Source organism: Clostridium sp. DSM 17811 (genome assembly GCF_018861905.1).
Lineage (GTDB): Bacteria > Bacillota > Clostridia > Clostridiales > Clostridiaceae > Clostridium_AD > Clostridium_AD frigoriphilum.
This window is the reverse complement of record NZ_JAHLDU010000019.1, coordinates 17497-38800: the sequence shown is the minus strand read 5'-3', so window position 1 is coordinate 38800 and position 21304 is coordinate 17497. Positions and strand designations below refer to the sequence as shown.

Annotated in this window: 27 protein-coding genes; 22 read left to right on the top strand and 5 right to left on the bottom strand. The window is 30.9% G+C overall.

Annotated features, from left to right (window positions below; genetic code table 11):
* The first annotated feature begins 8 nt into the window (after positions 1-8).
* A complete protein-coding gene (argH, locus tag KPL44_RS18715) occupies positions 9-1322 on the top strand; it encodes an argininosuccinate lyase (RefSeq protein ID WP_216253271.1) in 1314 nt (437 codons plus the stop codon).
* A 144-nt stretch (positions 1323-1466) separates the two neighbouring features.
* Here argH and KPL44_RS18710 read toward each other — a convergent pair whose 3' ends face one another.
* The gene (locus KPL44_RS18710; protein ID WP_216253215.1) at positions 1467-2528 is read right to left on the bottom strand and encodes a patatin-like phospholipase family protein; all 1062 of its coding nucleotides are present in this window, start codon (positions 2526-2528) and stop codon (positions 1467-1469) included.
* 378 nt (positions 2529-2906) lie between these two features.
* On the opposite strand from KPL44_RS18710, the gene KPL44_RS18705 reads away from it, so the two are divergent.
* The 4 genes from KPL44_RS18705 to KPL44_RS18690 all read left to right on the top strand — a co-directional run bounded on the left by KPL44_RS18705 (position 2907) and on the right by KPL44_RS18690 (position 5471).
* Positions 2907-3467 carry a PadR family transcriptional regulator gene (locus KPL44_RS18705; protein ID WP_216253213.1) on the top strand — a complete coding sequence of 187 codons (561 nt, stop codon included), beginning with the start codon at positions 2907-2909 and terminating at the stop codon, positions 3465-3467.
* 23 nt (positions 3468-3490) lie between these two features.
* Entirely contained in the window at positions 3491-4186 is a 696-nt protein-coding gene (locus KPL44_RS18700) for a flavodoxin family protein (RefSeq protein WP_216253211.1), read from the top strand.
* A 23-nt stretch (positions 4187-4209) separates the two neighbouring features.
* Positions 4210-4842: a septation protein IspZ gene (locus KPL44_RS18695; RefSeq protein ID WP_216253210.1), complete on the top strand. Its 633-nt coding sequence runs from the start codon at positions 4210-4212 to the stop codon at positions 4840-4842.
* 152 nt (positions 4843-4994) lie between these two features.
* The gene (locus tag KPL44_RS18690; RefSeq protein WP_216253207.1) at positions 4995-5471 is read left to right on the top strand and encodes a GNAT family N-acetyltransferase; all 477 of its coding nucleotides are present in this window, start codon (positions 4995-4997) and stop codon (positions 5469-5471) included.
* 180 nt (positions 5472-5651) lie between these two features.
* Here the strand turns inward: KPL44_RS18690 and KPL44_RS18685 are convergent, their stop codons facing one another.
* A complete protein-coding gene (locus KPL44_RS18685) occupies positions 5652-6623 on the bottom strand; it encodes a Gfo/Idh/MocA family protein (protein WP_216253204.1) in 972 nt (323 codons plus the stop codon).
* Positions 6624-6638: 15 nt separating this feature from the next.
* Positions 6639-7493, bottom strand: coding sequence for a MurR/RpiR family transcriptional regulator (locus tag KPL44_RS18680; protein WP_216253202.1), 855 nt, complete (start codon positions 7491-7493; stop codon positions 6639-6641).
* 367 nt (positions 7494-7860) lie between these two features.
* Between KPL44_RS18680 and rpiA the strand changes: the two genes are divergently transcribed.
* The 3 genes from rpiA (at position 7861) to KPL44_RS18665 (ending at position 9536) form a co-directional block, all read left to right on the top strand.
* Entirely contained in the window at positions 7861-8547 is a 687-nt protein-coding gene (rpiA, locus tag KPL44_RS18675) for a ribose 5-phosphate isomerase A (protein WP_216253200.1), read from the top strand.
* Between the two features lie 98 nt (positions 8548-8645).
* Positions 8646-8810, top strand: coding sequence for a zinc-ribbon domain-containing protein (locus KPL44_RS18670; RefSeq protein ID WP_216253198.1), 165 nt, complete (start codon positions 8646-8648; stop codon positions 8808-8810).
* A gap of 231 nt (positions 8811-9041) precedes the next feature.
* The gene (locus tag KPL44_RS18665; RefSeq protein WP_216253197.1) at positions 9042-9536 is read left to right on the top strand and encodes a hypothetical protein; all 495 of its coding nucleotides are present in this window, start codon (positions 9042-9044) and stop codon (positions 9534-9536) included.
* A 162-nt stretch (positions 9537-9698) separates the two neighbouring features.
* On the opposite strand, the gene KPL44_RS18660 is transcribed toward KPL44_RS18665, so the two are convergent.
* Positions 9699-10070 (bottom strand): pyridoxamine 5'-phosphate oxidase family protein, encoded by a 372-nt coding sequence (locus KPL44_RS18660; RefSeq protein WP_216253194.1) that lies wholly within the window; start codon positions 10068-10070, stop codon positions 9699-9701.
* A 186-nt stretch (positions 10071-10256) separates the two neighbouring features.
* Here KPL44_RS18660 and KPL44_RS18655 point away from each other — a divergent pair, with 186 nt between their 5' ends.
* From KPL44_RS18655 to KPL44_RS18620, 9 genes are all read left to right on the top strand, one after another.
* Entirely contained in the window at positions 10257-10760 is a 504-nt protein-coding gene (locus KPL44_RS18655; protein ID WP_216253192.1) for an RrF2 family transcriptional regulator, read from the top strand.
* 139 nt (positions 10761-10899) lie between these two features.
* A complete protein-coding gene (locus tag KPL44_RS18650; protein ID WP_216253190.1) occupies positions 10900-11412 on the top strand; it encodes a GrpB family protein in 513 nt (170 codons plus the stop codon).
* A gap of 480 nt (positions 11413-11892) precedes the next feature.
* Positions 11893-12039, top strand: a complete 147-nt coding sequence (locus KPL44_RS18645; RefSeq protein WP_216253188.1) for a hypothetical protein — start codon at positions 11893-11895, stop codon at positions 12037-12039.
* A 453-nt stretch (positions 12040-12492) separates the two neighbouring features.
* Positions 12493-12873 carry a hypothetical protein gene (locus tag KPL44_RS18640; protein WP_216253186.1) on the top strand — a complete coding sequence of 127 codons (381 nt, stop codon included), beginning with the start codon at positions 12493-12495 and terminating at the stop codon, positions 12871-12873.
* A gap of 71 nt (positions 12874-12944) precedes the next feature.
* Complete coding sequence (locus KPL44_RS18635; RefSeq protein WP_216253184.1) at positions 12945-13094, top strand: hypothetical protein; 150 nt, start codon at positions 12945-12947, stop codon at positions 13092-13094.
* On the top strand, positions 13087-13656 hold the full coding sequence (locus KPL44_RS18630) for a sugar phosphate isomerase/epimerase family protein (RefSeq protein ID WP_253201851.1): 570 nt from the start codon (positions 13087-13089) through the stop codon (positions 13654-13656). Before KPL44_RS18635 ends, KPL44_RS18630 begins: the two co-directional genes overlap by 8 nt.
* Positions 13657-13710: 54 nt before the next feature.
* A complete protein-coding gene (locus tag KPL44_RS25465) occupies positions 13711-13860 on the top strand; it encodes a hypothetical protein (protein ID WP_253201850.1) in 150 nt (49 codons plus the stop codon).
* 163 nt (positions 13861-14023) lie between these two features.
* Positions 14024-14593 (top strand): histidine phosphatase family protein, encoded by a 570-nt coding sequence (locus KPL44_RS18625; protein WP_216253182.1) that lies wholly within the window; start codon positions 14024-14026, stop codon positions 14591-14593.
* A 111-nt stretch (positions 14594-14704) separates the two neighbouring features.
* Positions 14705-15334, top strand: a complete 630-nt coding sequence (locus KPL44_RS18620) for a GNAT family N-acetyltransferase (RefSeq protein ID WP_216253180.1) — start codon at positions 14705-14707, stop codon at positions 15332-15334.
* Positions 15335-15964: 630 nt separating this feature from the next.
* Here the strand turns inward: KPL44_RS18620 and KPL44_RS18615 are convergent.
* Complete coding sequence (locus KPL44_RS18615) at positions 15965-18004, bottom strand: oxidoreductase (protein WP_216253178.1); 2040 nt, start codon at positions 18002-18004, stop codon at positions 15965-15967.
* Positions 18005-18141: 137 nt separating this feature from the next.
* Between KPL44_RS18615 and KPL44_RS18610 the strand changes: the two genes are divergently transcribed.
* From KPL44_RS18610 to KPL44_RS18600, 5 genes are all read left to right on the top strand, one after another.
* A complete protein-coding gene (locus KPL44_RS18610) occupies positions 18142-18678 on the top strand; it encodes a TetR/AcrR family transcriptional regulator (protein WP_216253177.1) in 537 nt (178 codons plus the stop codon).
* 464 nt (positions 18679-19142) lie between these two features.
* Positions 19143-19268, top strand: coding sequence for a hypothetical protein (locus KPL44_RS25880; RefSeq protein ID WP_301182979.1), 126 nt, complete (start codon positions 19143-19145; stop codon positions 19266-19268).
* Positions 19269-19621: 353 nt separating this feature from the next.
* The gene (locus KPL44_RS25875; RefSeq protein ID WP_301182978.1) at positions 19622-19747 is read left to right on the top strand and encodes a hypothetical protein; all 126 of its coding nucleotides are present in this window, start codon (positions 19622-19624) and stop codon (positions 19745-19747) included.
* Positions 19748-20035: 288 nt separating this feature from the next.
* Positions 20036-20392, top strand: coding sequence for a hypothetical protein (locus KPL44_RS18605; RefSeq protein ID WP_216253176.1), 357 nt, complete (start codon positions 20036-20038; stop codon positions 20390-20392).
* Positions 20393-20842: 450 nt separating this feature from the next.
* A complete protein-coding gene (locus KPL44_RS18600; protein ID WP_331702798.1) occupies positions 20843-21124 on the top strand; it encodes a hypothetical protein in 282 nt (93 codons plus the stop codon).
* Positions 21125-21304: the final 180 nt, after the last annotated feature.

Below are 21304 nucleotides of genomic sequence, written 5' to 3'. Positions count from 1 at the left end.
GTGACAATATGAAACTTTGGGGCGGAAGATTTTTGAGTAAAGAAAGTAAGCTTATGGAGGACTTTAATAGTTCTCTTAGCTTTGATAAAAAATTGTATTATGAAGATATTATTGGAAGTATTGCTCATGTTAAAATGCTTGCAAAATGCAACATTCTAACAAATGAGGAAAGTAAAACTATAGTTGACGGTTTAAATTCTATAATGTCTGACATCAAAGAAGGTAAATTAAAAATCGAAGGCGATTATGAGGATATTCATAGCTTTATGGAAATAAACCTTATTAAAACCATAGGTGAGGTAGGCAAAAAACTCCATACAGCAAGAAGCAGAAATGATCAAGTTGCAGTAGATATGAGATTATATTCAAAATATAAGGCCTTGGATGTTATTGATAATTTAGATATAATTTTAGAAACAATTAAAATATTAGGGAATGAAAATGCTGTTATAATGCCAGGTTATACACATATGCAAAGAGCTCAGGTAGTGACATTTAAGCAACATATAATGGCATATTACAGTATGCTTAGTCGAGATAAAAAAAGGCTTACTAGTGCTATTGAAATTATGGATGAAAATCCTCTTGGATGTTGTGCTCTTGCTGGAACAACGTATGATACTGACAGAAAATTTACAACAAAAGAGTTAGAGTTTAAAAAGCCTGTAGATAATTTTATGGATGGAGTAAGTGATAGAGATTATTTATTAGAACTTCTATCTGCATTCTCTATAATAATGATGCATTTTAGTAGACTTAGTGAGGAATTAATTTTATGGAGTACTAAAGAATTTAATTTCATTGAAATTAGTGATGAGTTCTCCACAGGTAGTAGTATAATGCCTCAAAAAAGAAACCCAGATGCAGCAGAATTAATAAGAGGAAAAACTGGAAGAGTGTACGGAGATTTAATGAGTCTCCTTACAACTATGAAGGGAATCCCACTTGCCTATAATAAAGATATGCAAGAAGATAAAGAACCTTTCTTTGATGCTGTTGATACAGTATTAAAATGCATAAAAATTATGAATGAAATGTTAGGAACTTTAAAAATCAAAAAAGATAATATGCATAATGCAGTTAAAAGAGGTTTTTTAAATGCTACGGAAGCTGCAGATTATCTTGTTAATAAGGGAATGGCATTTAGAGATGCTCACTCCGTTATAGGAAATATTGTTATTACATGTGAGAAAAAAAATAAGGCAATTGAAGAATTAAATTTAGATGAACTTAAAAGTTTTAGTGATTTATTTGAGAAAGACGTATATGAATTTATAGATTATGAAAACACAATAAGTCGCGGTATAAAAAAAGAAATGTAAAACCTGCTTTATACATGTACCATTATGGATTTAAAATAAAAAACGTACCAAGTGAATTTCTGCTTGTTACGTTTTTTTTATGATATTTTCAAAAGTAAATGGTTTTTGTTATAAATTAAATTCTAAAAATCTTAAGGGCGAAATTTAACAAATACCATTTGATGTAAAACTATCACAAATACGTTTAAAAGTTCTATTATTAAGAGAATTAACTCTCAGAATCCTATGCTTTTTAAAGTCGCTTTCGAAGGTTTGGAGAAAACTCCTAGCACAAGCTTCCCCTGAATTATATAAATCAATTATTTTTTTGCTTTCTATATTAAAATCTGTAGTTTTAATATCAAGAGTATCGATTTTTACTGTTCGTAAAAAATTCATCTCGCTTATATGAATATCATCTTGTGCTTCTAGCATAGTCTCAATTATTGAGCTAGTGAAGTTTAAAATATTTGTAATTTTATGTTCTCGTATTTCTTTATTCCCTCCAAGTTTAAAACCAATGGTTGGCCAGTCTGGTATAGCATTTACATCAAAAATCCAAACTGGGTAATTGCTTAAAACACCACCATCAACAATTAGAGATTTTCTATTGGAATTTTTTTTTAATAACTTTACAGGTTGAAAAAAGTATGGAATAGATATGCTCATTCTAATTGCCAAACTTACCTCGAACTCATCAGGATTTATGCCGTATTCAGCAATATCTTCAGGTAGTATTATCATCTTTCCACGGCTTATGTCCGTTGCTATAATGTGCAGTTTATATTTTCTTTTATACTTTTTATTATTTAAAAGAATACCTTGTTCATCTGGAATTATCAAATCTCCAAAAGTTACTTTCTTTTTACTACGTAGTTTAAGTTTATTTGAAAGAGCATCATCAATCCAGTTTTTTATATAATCACCTTTAAAAAGACCCTTTTTAAAAAGTAAATTGTTAGCATTAGAGAAAAATGGCATGATAGAATAATTTTTATCGGCAATTTTTGTATAATCTAGATCTATCATTAATTTTTTTATCTCATCACTTGAGTAACCAACTGCAACTAGTGCCGCTACAATGGACCCCGCAGAATTCCCACAAATATTTTTCCACTGATATCCCTTTTGCTCAAATGGTTTTAATGCACCGACAAGACCAATACCCTTTACACCACCGCCCTCAAATACAATATCAGCAAATTTTATACTGCTATAAATATTCATATAATACCACCCCTTCATGATTAATATATGAATATGTATATTGCTATGACCTATAATATTAAAATAATGTGTAGCCTTAACCTTGTATTCTATAGGCTATTTTAAATTGAGTTATTGATTGCCTAACATTCCATTGAAAACAAGGAAGGCTTTGGAGAAATTGGAGCTGCTGTGCTTGCAATTTTGATATTTCACCCTCCCCTAAACAATAATAATATGTTAATAAAGTTTTCGCTTCGCACTATACCAATATGGTATTATTTTAAAAAAGTTAATATTTAAAAAAACTGTAAAATTATATTGACTTTATGTATCACACTGATATAATATGAATATAATATATCACAGTGATATATAAAGGAAAGAGGCGAGATTAAATTGGCAAAAACAAATAAAACTAAATATGCTCTTCTTGGAGTGCTTAGTTTAATGTCAGGTTCAGGATATGATATTAAAAAGTTTTGCGATTCTTCAATAAGTTATTTTTGGAATGAAAATTATGGACATATATACCCTGTGTTAAAAACAATGGAACAGGATGAAGTGATAACAAAGCAAGTAGAGCAAACAGAAGGAAGACCAGCCAAAAATGTATATTCTATTACTGAAAAAGGTAGGAAAGAATTGAAAATATGGCTGATGCTTCCAGTAGAGCGCGCACCGGGTAGATCTGAACTGTTGTTAAAGATATTTTTGGCTAGGGACATACCGGTAGAAAATATTATTAAAAAACTTCAACAAATAAAAGAGGAAAGTGAAAAAGAACTTATTAAATATTCAGAAGTTGAGAATGAATTAAAGTCTAACAAGCATAAAATAGATAAAAAAAATCTACTATTATGGATTACTACACTTAGCTATGGGAGATATGGCGCTGAAGCAAATATAAAGTGGTGTGAAGAAACCTTGAAAATTTTAGAAGAAACAAAGGATTTATAAAATTGTATGATAGGAGGATCTTTATGAAAATTTTAGCTTTAAATGGAAGCCCACGAGGGGAGAAAGGAAATACTGAGGTTATTTTAAAACAATTTCTTAAAGGCTGCAAAAAAGCTGGTGCAGAGATAGAAACAGTTTATCTTAAAGATAAAAATATAAAACATTGCAGTGGATGTTTTTCATGCTGGACTAAAACTCCTGGAATATGCATATATAAAGATGATATGGAAGGTTTGTTAGTTAAAGTATCAGAAGCAGACATAATCGTATATGCTACTCCGTTATACTACTTCACCGTTACAGGAATCATGAAAGATTTTATGGATCGTATGCTGCCATTAAATAATAGTGAAATAGTTAAGATTGGTGAAAATTACTCCCATCCAAAACGTGTTAAAAGAGAAATCCCTACCAAATCTATTTTAATTTCAAATTGCGGGTTTCCTAACAGTACTAATTTTTCAGGTTTAGTTGAGACTTTCAAGGTTATGACAAAAGGAAATCTAGCAGGGAGTATTCTATGTGCACAAGGTGGAGTGCTTAAAGCTATTAATACTAATGACATGCTAAAGAATTTGTATATGCCATTTTTCTCAGCATTAGAGAATGCAGGAGAAGAAATAGTTCAACAGGGGTATATAAAAACTGAGACACAAATTATATTAGATAAAAATGTACTTGATCCTGAGACTTATGTAAAAGCCGCAAATAGAGGCTGAAATAATGAAAAGGAGGTTTAATCATGAAACAATCATCTAATAATACAAATAAAAATCAGTCAATATTAAAAAATATATTTAATAAGGAATTTGTCGTAAGTGCTATTATTCCAGTTATAATATTCTCAGCTTTTGATAAATTTAAAATGACTCTTACGGGGGTAATACTATCTGGATTGTGGTGTATAGGTGTAGTTTTAATTGATTTTATTAAAGAGCATAAAATTAATGCTCTTGCAGCCATGGCTGGAATCTTTTCAGCAATTGGATTGATAGGTACTGTAGTTTCAAAAAATCCTACATTTTATTTAGTAGCTCCTATAGTTCAGGATTGGCTATATGCTTTAATCTTCTTTGTTTCTTTATTTTTCGAAAGATCATTAATTCAGATAATAGTGGAACAAAGCTTTTTAAAAAATGTATCTGAGGAGTTTCGAAGAAAGCCGAAATATAAATCAGCTTGGAGGATACTTACTTGTGCTTGGGGAATTTTAAATATAAGTCAAGCAGTTTTAAGGATGATACTATTACATTCCATATCTATGAGTTCATACTATGCAATAAGCATGGCATATTCCAATATTTCAGGACCTTTACTAATAGCATTTTCTATATCATTTCCAAAGTGGTATTGGAAAACGGGAACGAAGAGCTAATTACTTTTGTAAATTAGTGTAGAAATCTCTTGGTAATGTATAGGGGGTTTCTACTTTTTTTCTATAAAATATAAAGGAAAATTGTGAATGTTTGTTGAATTATGTAGAGATACGTTTTATAACAAGTAATGTGTGTTAAGGAGCCGATAAAAATGATAAGGCAGATAGAAAGAGATGAGATTAAAGTGTGTGTAGAAGTAATTAGAAAAAGTTTTGAAACGATAGCACAACAATTTAATCTTACAAAAGAGAATTGCCCTGGAAATGCAAGTTTTATGAAGGCTGAAAAATTATATAAACAGTATGATGAAGGTCGATTAATGTTTGCTTATCTGGATAATGGTATAATTGTAGGTTATTTTTCGCTTATCAAAAATGATGCTGGGAATTTTGAACTGAATAATCTTGCTGTATTGGTAGAATACCGTCATAAAGGTTATGGCAGAGAAATGATTATTTTTGCAATAGATAAAGTCAGAGAAATTGGAAGTAATAAAATTACTATTGGATTAATTGAAGAAAATACAAAATTAAGGAATTGGTACAGTAGTTTAGGATTTATACATACAGGTAAAAGAAAGTATAAGCATTTACCTTTCACAGTAGGCTTTATGAAATGGGTTCAATGATATTACTTAATAAATATACAATTGCACTGTTCAGATTTTCATTTAGCGGACATTGATTGAATCAAATGTTTTCAACTTGCAGCAGAATTATGATCTCCCTACTCTTAAAATAGAGAGTAGGGAGATTCTTTTGATAATAATTTATGATTTACTTGGGGTTCACTAAAAATAAATAAAATTCTATTCGAAAGGATATACGAACCCCCATTGATTTCTTATTTCACTTAGTAAGTGAGTAACGTCAACTGTTAACGCAAGTTGATCATCACCAGTATTATTTGTAATATATTCTTGCATATCTATTACTTCATAGTTAAGAGCTTTTGTTGTTTCTCCTAAATTAAGTTCTTCTGTTCTACCATCTTCCGAGTAAAAAATGGTAGCTTTATCAGCCCTTGGATAATTGTTTACTTCAATATATCCTAATTCACCTGCGACTACACCTCTTTTGGGTTGTTTCGCTCTCATAGTTAAAGCCATAACTGCCATTTGATCGCAATCATTTTTCATAATAATACCAGATTGCTCATCTACTCCGGTTTCAAAATATTTTGCTGTAGTAAGAATTACATTTGGTTTGCTCTCCATAAAGTATCTTGCAAATGAGGTTGCATAAACACCAATATCTAATAATGCTCCACCTGCTAATTCCTTACTGAAAAAACGATTGTTTACATCATATTCTTTACAGCTTCCGAAGTTAACCTGCACCATTTTTACTTTACCAATAGCTCCTGATTTAACAATTTCTCTTAGTTTTTTGTACAATGGCATATGGAACATGGTCATGCCTTCTATGATTACCAAGTTTTTTTCTTTAGCAATAGCAACGACTTCATCTAACTGTTTTGCATTTACTGTAATTGCTTTTTCGCAAAAAACATGTTTCCCATTTTTTATTGATTTTAATATGTATTCATAATGTAGATTATGTGGTGTAGCAATATATACGATATCAATTTTGGGATCCTTAATCATCTCGTCATAGTCATTATAAATATTTGCTATATGAAATTCATCTGCAAATGCCTTTAATTTTTCTACGTTAGGGTTACATACTCCATAAATCTCGCCATTTACTTCATTTAAAGCAGTTGCCATTTCTCTAGCGATATTACCTGTTCCTAAAATAGCCCAATTATATTTTTTCATTTTATTTCCTTCTTTCTATATTTTATCATCAGCAGTAGACAGTTCGTACCTACTGATGTTTTGATATACGTGATCTTTACCTACTGTTAAGAATAAATACAAGATTTCAATAACCATAGAGGCAGATACTCTAGAAAAACAATACTCATCCATAAATAATTTTTCTCTTGTTGCTGTTGTAATATGATAGTCGCTAGCCTTGGCAATTGGTGACAAATCATTATTAGTAATAGCGATTGTAGTTGCTCCCTGCTGATTAGCTACATCAATTATAGTCATTAGCCTTTTAGAAGCTCCAGAATTAGATATTACAATTACTATATCATTTTTTGTTAAATTATAAGTATATGCCAATTGAGTTTCCCAGATAGTATTTGATACTGCCAAAATTCCAATTTGGTTAAACTTGAAAGTTCCATCTAGAGCAACCGGAATAGTATTACCAACTGCTACGAATTGAACAGATTTTGCATTTTTGAGTAAATCTAATATTTCTTTGAATTTTTTCTCATTTATCATAGAAATGGTCTGCCTAAGTTCTTCAATCTTATTAGCTAAGATATTCTGCAAAGACTGGCTAATATTATGTTCGTCAATATCATTGGATACCGGGATAGCTCCCTCTTTTGATTCAACAATCTCTTTTGCAAGACTTATTTTCAAATGATGAAACCCTTTCATATTGCATTTTTTACAAAATCTAGAGATAGTAGCTTCGCTGGCACCACTTGCTGCCGCTAACTCTGCGATGGTCATTTCTATAACTTTTTCTTGGTTGTTCATAATATAATTTGCAATCTTTTTTTCTGCTTCGAAAAAATTGTCGTATCCAGAAAAAATTATATCTAGCGCCGTTTTTTTATTCTCCATATTTATCTCCTTTGCAATATTAAGTAAAATATTAGTGCTACTTATCCTACATGATTTAATTTTCTATTTCTACACTCACTATACTGTGACGATTTAATTTTGTCAATAATATTATCAAGAAACTATATTCCTTGGAATATCGATTTAGATACTAGTTAGTTTAAGGGTAATTAGGCATTATTATTGTTCAATTTGATTATGGCAGTAGGAAAATACTTTATAGATATGATTCAAATCCACCGTATCCAATAGTATTGACAAAGAGATAAGATTATATTAATATAATAATACAATCCAAGAAATAAAATTTCTTATAAAAATAAAGCGTCAAATTATATTTTATAACTGAAAAAGGAGAAAAATGAAATTGATTAATGACGATTTAAAGAAAGACTGTGCTAAAGAAGCTCTGAAATATATAAAAAGTAACACAATAATAGGCCTAGGTGGAGGAAGTACTATCTCTTACTTGATAGATTATATAAGAGAAGATAAAGGACTCAAGGTTAAGGTGGTTACACCGTCTGTCAAAACAAAAATGTTATGCATAAAAAATGGTCTAGAGGTTCTACATACTTGCTGTGTGGATAAAATAGCTGTGGCTTTTGATGGATGTGACGAAGTTGATGAAGAATTAAATGCATTGAAAAGTGGTGGAGGAATACATACTAAAGAAAAGTTAATTGCTAGTATGTCTCAGGACTATATACTTCTTGTAGATGATACTAAAATTGTAAATACATTAACATTTAAACATCCTGTTGTACTTGAAATTCTGCAAGACTCATTAAAATATGTTGAAAAAGTTGTTAAGGAATTAGGCGGAAAGCCAACTATTAGAAATAGTTCTGCAAAAGATGGATTTACAATAAGTGATAATGGAAACTTGTTAATGGATGTATTTTTTGAAAATGTTAAGGATATTTACAATCTTGAAAATAGTTTAAAAAATATTTGTGGAGTAATTGATACCTCTCTATTTACTAATGTAGTTACTAAAGTCATAATTGTTGGTAAAGATGGTACTAGGATTATTTCTAAAAAAGAGGTATAGAATGTTAATTACTTTTTTTATTATTTATGGTACAAAATATTGCCATACGACATAATATATAACAGTGTTAACATAATTAAATTGGAGGCAATTTTATAATGGAAGATAAGACTTTAGTTTGTAGTAATTGTGGTAAAGAATTCATATTTACCGAAGGTGAACAAGAATTTTACAAAGAAAAAGGATTCGAAAATGAACCTAAAAGATGTCCTGATTGCAGAAAAGCAAGAAAAGTACAAAGAAGTAAGCAGAAAATAGTATAGGATTTATTACTAGTCCCATGGGCTTATTTATATAATAGACATTTATAATGCTTATTATATAAATAAGCTCTATTTTTGTAAAAGCAAATATGTGAAAAACATACATTTTATTGGTTAACAAAAATTCAATATACCGAAAAAAATATATATAATTATGTAAACAATATTAGCAATGTGGCATACCTTATAGTGATTAATAAATCTTCTGAATTTAAGGGGGTGATTAAATAAATGTGTACTACAAATTCTTATAAATGTTTAGATTGTGATAACCACTGCAACGATAGACCTGATAGATCAATAGCTACAATAGAAACCTCATATCCAGGTCTACAGAATATAGTTTCAAATAATCCAATATTATTAGGTTCAACAGTTGATAGAACAAAAACAGGCAGGAGTATACAATTGAAAGGAAATAGTTTAGTTTTCAGTGTACCAGGTCTATATTTAGTAACGTATAGCACATCTGCAGTATGGACCACGCTTCCCTATGGAACCAATGAGGCGATAATCCAATTAAAACTCAATCAAACGCTATTAGATGGTTCAGAAACTAGAGTTCAAGTGTTAACACCACAGCCTGTGGAAAACCAAAAATCAAATTTAGCTAAGACAGTTCTTGTTCCCGTAACTGCTAGAAACTCATCATTAACTTTAATAAGTACAAGCTCTCGAATTATGGGATTCATAGACACAACAGTAACTGTTGTAAAAGTAGGATAATAGAAACGTAATGTAAAGGAACCGATCTTTTAGATAACGGCTCCTTTTTTGTTAAGTTTAATTTTAAGTGGTTTTGTATTTTATTTTTTAACTAATTTAAATTTAAGTCAATAAACATTATTAGATCCTTTATGAAAGAACCATTTATTAAAAATATATTTTCTAAATTGTTTGTTTTGCAGATGTAACTGTTATTTCTAAAACTCTATTTAGAAAAGAAAATTTTTCTTTCATCATATCAAAGTCCGCACCTGATTTAACAAATTTTGCAGATCCTTCGATTAAGAAACCAGTTCCTAATGACCTATATCCCATAACTTCTTTACTGCCTATTGTAACTTTAATTTTATCATTTTCTTCTATGTTTTTTTGAGTTTTTATCATTCCAGCAGCAGGTATTAATAACCTACCATCTTCAGTAGCATTAATATAAGAATTCCAAGTATTGGCTACGTGTGATTCATTGTTACTACAAGTAACGAGAGATACAACTCCCTCATGGGAAATAACATCAAGCAATTTTTCATTCAACATTAATTTTTCCTCCTTTAATTTTACTAAGTGATGCATAATATAGATAATACAGATACGTATTGTCTACCTTTATTATATAGTGACAAATTTTAAAAGTCAACAATAATTAAATAAAGTTTATTGACTACTAAAAAATAATAAAGTAATATGAGACGATTATCTTTTTATTTAGGAGGCGGGATTACAATGCAATTTTCCATAGGCGTAGAGTATGCATTACATTGTTTATTATATATGATAGATATTCCAGCAGGGACAGCAGTTGGAATTAAAGACTTAGCAGCATTTCAAGGAGTATCAGAAACTTATTTATCAAAGGTATATACGAAATTAAGAAAAGCAGGTATTGTAAGATCAATTATAGGTGTTAATGGTGGATATGAGTTAGTACGTGATCCTGAAAGTATAACATTTTGGGACATAGTTCAGGCAGTAGAAGGAAACAGTCCGTTATTTCAGTGTGCAGAAATTAGGCAAAACGAGGTTTTGCTAGATAAAAAAAATTTGCCTGATGCATATACAAAATGTCCTTGCTTGATAAAAGTTGTCATGCTAGAAGCGGAAGAACAGATGAGAATGTATTTAAACAATAAGACTTTAGGTTGGTTACATAATCAAGTGAGCAATAAAATACCACCAGAGCACAAAAGAGAAACAGTTGAATGGTTTAATAAACTTAAATCAAGGTAAAGTACCTATTCAAAAAACGAACTCTGCTTATATGGATGTGATCTGTAAAATTCTACAAAGGTATTTATATCCCTTTGTAGAATTTTAATTTTATAGAGAAGGATGTATGCATCACTAATATCTATTTGGGGGTAACAAAATGAAAACACTAAAAGTGATTGTTGTTCCATATGATTCTAATTGGAATAATGAATTTATAAAAATAAAGTTGTATTTAGAAAAAACACTTGAAAACAATATTATTGCAATTGAGCATGTAGGAAGCACTTCGGTAGAAGGGTTATTCGCTAAACCAGTTATAGATATTGATGTTATTATTGAAAACTATGATAAATTTGATGATGTTAAATCTTGTCTTAAAAAATTAGGATATTATCATGAAGGCGATTTAGGAATAAAAAATAGAGAAGCATTTTCTTATACCGAAAAGCATGAGTTTATGACTCATCATTTATATGTTTGCCCACGAAATTCAGTGGAGTTAAAAAGGCACATTACTTTTAGAAATTATTTGAGAACACACAAGGAAGACAGGGAAAAATATAGTGCAATTAAATTACAATCAGCACTAAGGTATCCTACAGATATTGATAATTATTGCGAAACTAAAAGTCCTTGTATTGCTGAAATTTATAAGAAATGTGGCTTATGAGTATTAACTCTACTAACAGTTAAATATCGTGAAAACCCAATGTAATGAGTTATATTCACTTTGGGTCTATTATATATTCGTTAAAATTTCATATTGATTTGTTAAATTTAATGTATTATAAATTAGCATTAATATATTCACTATAAAAATTATGTATAAAACAATAATTAGCTACGTAAATTAGCAAAATTTTTTTAGTAATCTAGGGTTAGTTTTTTTTTGCAAAATATAAAAGAAATTTATGAATATTTGTTGAATTATGTAAATAAATTGTCATATAATAAGTAATTGAGTAGTCTAGGGAATATAGGTTTTATAAATAGCTCACAATAATAGAATATGTACAATATATTGAAACAATGAGTTCCTATATTTTGATGGCAAGAATAAACTCTACCCATATATAATGAACACAGTATGAGTGCCAATGGAATTATAAATTCCATCAGAAGAGCAGATGGATATGTCGTCAAGAATTAAATGGTTATCAAAATTACCAATGTATCTATAGCAAGTTATTCAGAAAATGACCTTTATAAATTATTTGATTATTTTGAAGATATAAGAAAAAAACATGGTGCAATCAATATTCAAAAAGAATGCAGTTTATTTATCTCAATTAAATAGTTATATAGTGAGCACATTTTAGTTCAATATTTGAATTAATTGGGAATTTAGGCTATTAGTTTAATGACATGATATAAATATAAAGAAAATCAAGTTATTAATTACCAAAATTATCGACTAAAGGTGGCTTAAACGGTGTTATTTATAACAATATTTGTCTTAGCAATACTAATAATTAGCATTATATGCTTAGCTATTAGTAAGAAGGTACACATACTCAAAAAATGAGGAATATTAGGTAAAAGTGTAAGAAGTGTGTAAATTCATACAACATGTCGAAGGATTATAAAAGTAAATATTTATGCTAATCTTGATACAAACTTTAGTATATAATCTTTAAAAAAATTAACGGAATATCATATAGAATAACTGATGAAGATTTAATATTAACCTATTTTGATGTCCTTAATGAACTCAGGGTTATTGATATCTTTTAAATGGAGGAATGCGGGTGTGAAAAAATGGATTATTAGATTATTACTATTGGTGTTGTTTTCTTTTCCTTATGTATACTTTTCAATGTATCAGGATTTAATAAATAGTTCAATGATTGGCTATGGCTTAATGATAGTAGTTTTAATTTTTTTAATTTTTATTTGTAAGAAAACACATAATTTGCCTGTAGGTGCATTGGGGAACATTATATCATTTATAGCATCCTATTTAATGGTAATTTATTCAACAGATGAAAAGTGGAGTTATTATTTTAAGCCTTTTACATCTGTTGGATTGCTGATATTCGTTAGTATAGCAATCATAATTCTACAGGTAGTGCTTGTAGGCATAATTAAAAGTAGAAAGTTAAACGACATGGAAAATGGGCATAACCTTTAGCTTGTATTAATATACACCTTTCATATTAGACGTGACAAATTTACATCTTTCTTTCGAAAAGTGTGGTTCTTATGGGATTATTAATTGTTATTATAATTATTCCAATACTTATAACTATAGTTATTCTAGATAAATGTACAAAAAACAACACCTCATGGCAAATAATGTTGAATATAAAAGCTATGACGAAAAAAGCAAGAAAGGAAGTGCATTATGATTAACATTTATGATTGGTTTGGCTATGAATTGCCGATAAATGAACGTTATCGGCTAATAAAAGAAGCTGGATTTGATGGCGTTTTATTATGGTGGAGTAATGACTTTGGTCGGAATGATTACCGCAACGGGCCACAAATTGCAATGGAAGCAGGTCTTTTTATAGAAAATATCCACACACCAGTCCAAAATGAGAACAACCTCTGGCTTGACAATCTTGACGGTGAAGCCTTGACTGATTGCCATTTGCAATGTGTTGCAGATTGCGCCGAATTTGAAATTCCGACAATGGTGGTGCACCTGCCTAATGAAGACAATCCATATAACGCATTGGGACTGGATAGAATCAAAAGAATCACTGAAAAAGCTGAACAGCTTGGTGTCAATGTTGCACTGGAGAATTTACGCAACCTTGCCAATTTGGCATATGTGCTGGAGCAAGTGGATTCCCTGCGTATCGGATTCTGTTATGACTGCGGACATCACTACCACTACTATCCCGGCTATGATTTATTATCCATGTACGGTTCCCGGGTGATGGCACTACATTTACATGATAATAACTGAAGTCATGCCCAACACGGTTTACCCTTTGACGGCACGATTGATTGGTCCACAGCCATGAAAAAAATCGCGAAAACGTGTTATTCTGGTGCGACTGCAATAGAGCCTATGAATTGGGATTATGAGGATTTACCTGCTAAAGAATTTTCACATAAAGCATTTGAGCGAGCAAAAAGGCTGGAAGCATTAAAAATTTATAATCCATGAAAACAGAAATAATCTATATAGTACTTAATCCTGTTGCAATAATAAAATATTGTTGATTTAAGAAAGGTGAGATGTTAAAACTATCAGTAAAGAATTCTAAAAGGGGAGAAATATAATGGTTTGTGCAAATATTATTTCCAGACCAAAATGAGGAGATGATTTTGTGAGTATTTTTTTACTAAGACATGGAGAAACAGATTGGAATACTATAGATAGGTGTCAAGGACACACAGATATCCCACTAAATGAAACAGGGAAAAAGAAGATTGAACAAGTTGCTTTTATGTTCAAAAGAAGTATCGGTGATATTAATTATATTGTATCTAGCCCTCTATCTCGTGCCAGTGAGAGTGCATTGATTTTTTCAAATAGTATTGGTTACAAGGGAGCAATAATAATTGATGAATTATTTATCGAGAGATTTTTTGGTTTAGCGGAAGGTTTGTTAGGAGAAGAGATTAAATTTAAGTTTCCCAATTTAGACGTCCCTGAAATGGAACCCGAAAAGAATGTTTTTTCAAGAGCAATACAAGGCTTAAATTACTACGATAGCATATACTCTGATGTAAATATATTAATTGTAACACATGGTGCTGTGTTAAAGACATTAGTAGATAATCAACCAACTTACTGTGGAGCGGACATCAACGTAGTAAAATCTGTCCCAGGCGGACTATTTAAATTAGATTTACGAAATGGAGAATATCAGATTAAAGAAATTAAGACTCTATAAGGTGAAACTATGGAAACATTAATAAATGAAAGGTTAATATTAAGACAATAGTTTAATTAAGTAAATATATTAATGGTTTAATAGGATATTATAAGTACCGGAGGGTGTTAAATGAATAATTTTCATGAAAATTATCAGCTGCTTTTATTGTCAAAGGAATATTTGAGAGAAATATATAACTGGAATATTGCAGAAAAACATTTTGAACAATTTACATGTCGACCATTAAGATCACAAAAATCATATAATGAATACGTTAATAAAATGATGGATTCGATTGATAGTATAAAAGAAAAAACTTATATATTAGTAAAAAGAGATAATAATAGTGTCCCTTTGGGTAAAATTAAATTATTTGATTATAAGCCAAGAAATCATAGTGCTGAATTCGGCTATTATTTACCTAACCATAATAGAAACAAGGGGTTAGAAAGTATTATATTAGAACAGTTTATAGACCTCTCATTTGCCGATAGTGATTATAATTTAAACAAACTATACGCTACTACAGCCTCAAATAATATTCCTTCAATAAGACTTTTGGAGAAGTATAAATTTAGATTAGAGGGAAGGTTAAGAGAACATATTATTGACATGTTCCCACGAACGGTCATTTCTGAAAAACCACCTGAAAACCCATTGATATGTTTTCGCGAACAGAAGGGGTCAAAATTTGCACCAGACATCAATACCATCCTCTCGAGCCACGTGGAGTGTGTTGTATTGATGTCTCACAAATAACAATATATGTAGTATTGAACGCTGCCCCGGGATACAAAATATAGGAAGTGGATATGTTCCCACGGAAAGGGAGAGTGCTTTCTGCAGAACTGATAACGCGGAAAAGTGTTAGTTTTCCGCTGAAAAACGGTATTAAATCGTGTGTGACAATAGTTCTGTACACTCGCATGTGATCTTCAGTAGCCCGATGATAAGAAAAACAATAATGGATTCCGAAAGGTTTGACGCGATAAGTCATTCCCAGCGGAATCCATTTTTATTAGTTTTGACAATAGTGGTGACCACTGGAAAATGTCATAGTCGAGGCTACAGGCCTGCTTTTTGGCTTGAAGATTAACAACTTCCAGTTTGTAGATTTAGATGATATAGATTTTTTAAGTATAAACAATATAGTTATTTAAGAAAACATAAGATCAAATTTAATAATTATTGTCATATGTTTTTAGTATGCCACACCCGGCATACTAAATAGGAAACAATCAATCGATTTCCTTCTGTTTCCATCCTTATTTGTCACATATAATTAAATAGCGCACTACGCACTAGTTTACACTATCAAAAAAAGCGATATCTTGGTCTAATACCTAAATATCGCTATTATTTAATATGTAATTGTAAGATTTTTATAGATTATGCATCAATACCAGCAAAATATCCTTCAGTTACAGCATCAATGAATTTACGAGGTTTGCTAGCGTCACCTACAACAACCACATCATATCCAGCTTCATATAATGCATCAGCTAAGTCTTTACCAACTGATTTTTGACCTACTGCTAATACGATTAAATCAGCATCAACAGATTCTTCACGTACTTCATAATTTTCTTCAATAGCAATGGATGCAGAGTGACTTTGTCCCAATACATCAGATGCACGATCTACTTCATCTTTTATTTTACGTAAGTAAGCTACTTTTCCATCGGTAATTGATTGAACTGTAACGTCTGTTATAACATTTACTTGTTTCTTAGCAAAATCAATATACATTTCCATAGTGTGGAATGGCTCTAAACCTTGAGCAATTTGACTTTGCATTTCTAAAATAGTGACATTGTTGTTATTTTCAGCTAACAGTTCAGCTACTTCACATCCTACAATACCACCACCAATGATAGTGACATTTTTACCTTCTGGTACATTTTCTACATTCTTTAAAATATCCCAGCTACTTACAGTGTTTTCAACACCTGGAATAGGTACAGATTTAATAGCTTCTGATCCTGTTGCTAAGATAACTTTATCTGGATTAAGTGCAGAAATACTTTCCAAAGTTGCTTCTGTATTTAGTTTAACAGTAACATTTTTTCTTTCTAACTCACCAACATACCAATCACGTGCTTCTTTTATCGCGTCTTTGTGTGGAGGTACGCATGCTAAATTAAATTGACCGCCTAATACAGATGATTTTTCAATTAATGTAACATTATGATTGACAGATGCAGCTGCACAAGCTGCTTCCATTCCTCCAGGACCAGCACCAACGACAACGATATTCTTTGGTACTTCTACTTTTGGTACATAACCAATATCGTGTTCTCTACTTCTTCTTGGATTTAATACACAACTGACTCCTACTCCCCTAAATAATCGTCCAGTACATCCATCAAAACATGATAAACACGGTCTAATTTCTTCAGGTGTATTATTTTTAACTTTGTTTGCCCATTCTGGATCACAAATAAGTGTACGACCCATAATAATAAAGTCTGCGTTTCCATCTTCTAATACTTTATTAGCGAATTCCGGATGACGAATTTTACCAACAGCTCCCACTGGGACATTAACTGCTTTTTTGATTCTAGCAGCAAAAGGTACACGGGCTCCTTCTACGTAATTTGATGTTTCCATTATTAATGTTGTATTATCTGTTAATCCACCACTAACATCAAAATAATCACAACCAGCCGCTTCAAGTCTACGTGCGATTTCATCAATATCATTATCTGTTAAAGCTCCGTCAATCCATTCATGACCTGGAATACGAGCACCGATGATAAAATTTGGTCCACATACTCTACGAATTTCTTCTACAATTTCACGAGCAAAACGTAATCGATTTTCGAAATTTCCACCATATTCATCTGTTCTTTTATTTGTTGCTGGTGATAAGAATTGGTTAATTAAATAACCATGTGCACCATGTAGAGCAACTCCATCGCATCCCGCTAATTGAGCATATAAGGAAGCATTCACAAATTTTAATACAATTGCCTTTACTTCTTCTGTTGTTAATTCTTCTTGAGGCCCTAATAAGCGGTGACTCATGATTAATTGGTGATTTACATCTACATCTGATACACATTTAGGTGTTACACCAGTAATAGATGCATCTGTTTGCGCCCCTGCGTGGTGTAATTGAGGGATTAATAATCCACCATAGCGGTGTATTTTTTCGGCTAATCGACCCCAATCCTTAACATTGACTTGCTGGTCCATTCTCGCAATCAACTTTTCTGGTTTACCAACTGGATAGTCAACACAGATAACACCTGGTGTAACAACTGCTGTTCCTCCTTTTGCATACTCAGCATAGTAATCAATAAATTGTTCACCAATCGTTCCATCTGGATTTGCCATACCTTCTCCCATTGGTGCTAAAAATACTCTATTTCTTAGAGTTCTTTTACCAACCTTGATAGGTTTCATAATTAAATCGTTTCTAGCCATAATTTATACCCCCATTACTTTATTTGTTATGTTATAATAATAACAATCAATAGTTTAAAATAAAATTTACAATTTATTGTGACCGTTCCAATTTTGGACGATTTCATTAAATCGTAAACTTCTATGGGAGATTGTCTATGAAACAACTAATCAAGAAAGCTATTGCAAATGAGTTTTTTGTGCTTTGCCAAACAAAACCGATAAAGAAAATTACCGTGACAGAAATCGCAAAAGCTGCTGATATTTCAAAACAAACATTTTATCATTATTTCAAAGACAAAGATGATGTATTGAATTATTTATTTGACTTAATCGCATTAGATCCATTATTCTTTGATATTACTAAAGATAATTTTGTGACCATTATTTCTAATTTCTACTATAAAATGTTTTTAAACAAATTCTATTATAAAGTCGCATCAAATTATGAAACACAAAATAGTATTATGAAAAACTTTATAGAAAAAACCGAAACTTTCTATAAAAACTATGTACTTCAAAAACATGGAGAAGATTATTTGACAAAAGATATACTTAATGCCATTACCTTTTATTCATATGGGATTGTCCATCTTGTTAAACAGTGGATTGATAATGACATGAATGAGTCTACTGATGAAATTGCCATTACTTGTTATTACTGTATGCCTCAACTGCTAAAAGATTTATTATAAAAAAAGGTCATAGATTCGTTTGAATTTTTGAACTTATTTTTTTACTACCATTTTTTGATAGTATTCTAATAGACATCAATATAACTTGACGTTTTAATAAAGTGGATTCAAAGTAAATCAGTTTAAAGTCAAATTCCAGTTCGGCGTGATTATACAGGTTGATATATCGTATTTTCTCATCGAATCCTAAATTATATATCAAATCCTAAATCGTACATCAGCTCCTCGATATTCACGGTTTCCTTCGTGACTTTCTTGCCGCTGTATTTCGTGGATCTACGAGTTGTTGTACCATGGGGATTGACGATAACGTTGCTCCTCAGAGATTGCTGCGCCTGAACTGCATTAAATGCATCACAAGAGATAATGGCCGTATGTGTGGTGACACACAATTACGGTTCTTAGATGGGAAAGGAGCCGTAAGGCTCCCTACCTACTCGACATTTAGTGAGGGGAAAGACTATATGACATTTTTAGGTATGATAATCACCCTAATTATTGGTATTTTAATGCTGATTATTGGAGGTGTTTTTAAATGGAAATGGTTAATGTTAATTTCAATTATTCCGTTAGGCATAGCATTAATTTAAGTTATCATAATTATATTAATGTAGTCTTAACTTGCATTGCTAAACAACTGTAAAATATTATGTATTACCATCAGCCGAAATCACGTGTTTAGGAATACCACTGTAATTCCGAACAGGTAGTATGCAGTATACTGTTATAAACAGGTCTAGGTATATTTATGTTAAATTGACCTCGTGATATAATGTAGTATATACACTTGTTTATGTTTCCGGAAATATCTGGTTCTACAAGCTTCTAATCACTATAAAAGCAATTAAGCCTATGTTTTGATGAAGTAAAGTGAAGTTAGATCAGACAATAGTATGATATGTAACGTATGTACTTACTAATATAACGAAGTAGAAACAAGCAAATGGGTAGAAAGAAAATTTTTAGAGAAAATTTACTACTAAAATATAGTCAAGAGGAGATTAAATGGATGAAAAAGAATAGTACATATGGCATCAAGTTTGATGAGAACGGGAATATTGCCAAATAAAAAAATATTTTAGAACGTCAATCAACAATCGTATATGAGATTTACCATATCCTACATGATGAAAATTTCTCAAATGAAACTCGATATAAATTAGTTAGCGAGTTAGTTCGTGATTGGACTTCACTACGTGCAGTAAATGGTAAATCCAGAAATATACCTCTTTGGTCAGAAAATGCCTTTGCTAAGTATGAAGAGATAGCAAAGGAGAAAGGTGGTGCTCTTGATGCAATCATTGAAGAGCTTAAGAAACACGTTATACATGAGCATATTTTGCCAGTTAAATCATGTGTGAAGTTTTTCGATACTTTCGGTCCATATTTGCCGGATGAAGAGTTTGTTAAAGAGGTAATGTACAATAAATTATATGCAGCAGTTGTTACGAAAGATGAAAACATAATATTAAATGATAGATATAAGGATTCAATGCCGGATAGTTTTTATGAAACAAACAATATATTTGATCGTTACGCTGAAGTAGAAATCCCATTAAAACGTATCGTATGGAAAGAAAAAGCCAGAGGTATCAAATTAACAAAAGTTATAGACCAAGAATTAACCCCATTAGAAAATGAATTTAAAATTATCTTTGATGATAATACAGATGTTGCCACTAATGGAATACTAGACGCATTCAAGCTGAGATAGCTTTAAGATTCACCAAAAGAATTTAATCTTCGCCCCGTTATATAAAATAAGTGACAAATAATTATAAAAATGACTTACACCTTTGAAGTAATCTAATTTGACTGTTACTTAATTCCCATTATTCAAATATTGTAACGCACCAAATATTAAAAAAAGAAATATAAAAGCTATTAGTCAACTTCCCATTATTCTTATAATTAGAACTTAACAGAAGCAAAATCAAGTAATAAAAAATAAATCTATTAGAGCTTTATAAACAAGGTAGAAAGCTTGAAATAGCTGACCAAGAAAAGATGTCCTTCTTGTGGTTCAATGGATAGGTGAAGATACTATATGGTATGCCAGTTGAATTTGAAAACAGAGAAACGCTTAGACAAAATTCTGTAATTGATATGCGCTCATTTGGCGCCTATAACCAGAAAGCTGGGACATAGTCATATTGATACAAGTATGACGTTATATCTTATGTATAGCCTTTCTAAAGGGCTTAAATATAATGATATAATGAATAACTTTATTAAGTGGAGAAATGCAGGTGATTATACTCCATATGAAGGGGTATTTTATGTTGGAAATGCAACAAGAAAAACAACAAGAAAAGCATTGACTAGATATGCAGATGGAACATCACCATTAGCATGTGGTGTCCTAGCTGATAGTTCAATAACGGCTGTTATAGGCAAGCGTGATGATTTTGCTACTCAACTTAACATAGCTCTCTCAAGAATATGAATTAAATTTTAATAAGTAATTTATACTTCCTACCCATAAAAACTATAAGAGTTTATAATAAATTCTTATAGTTTTTTAATTGTTCTAAAAAACATCTAAATTACATTATTAAAACAATATATGAATTAATTGTATACTTTTTAGCCCTATAATCGTTTTAGTAATAGAGGGGCTTCTGAA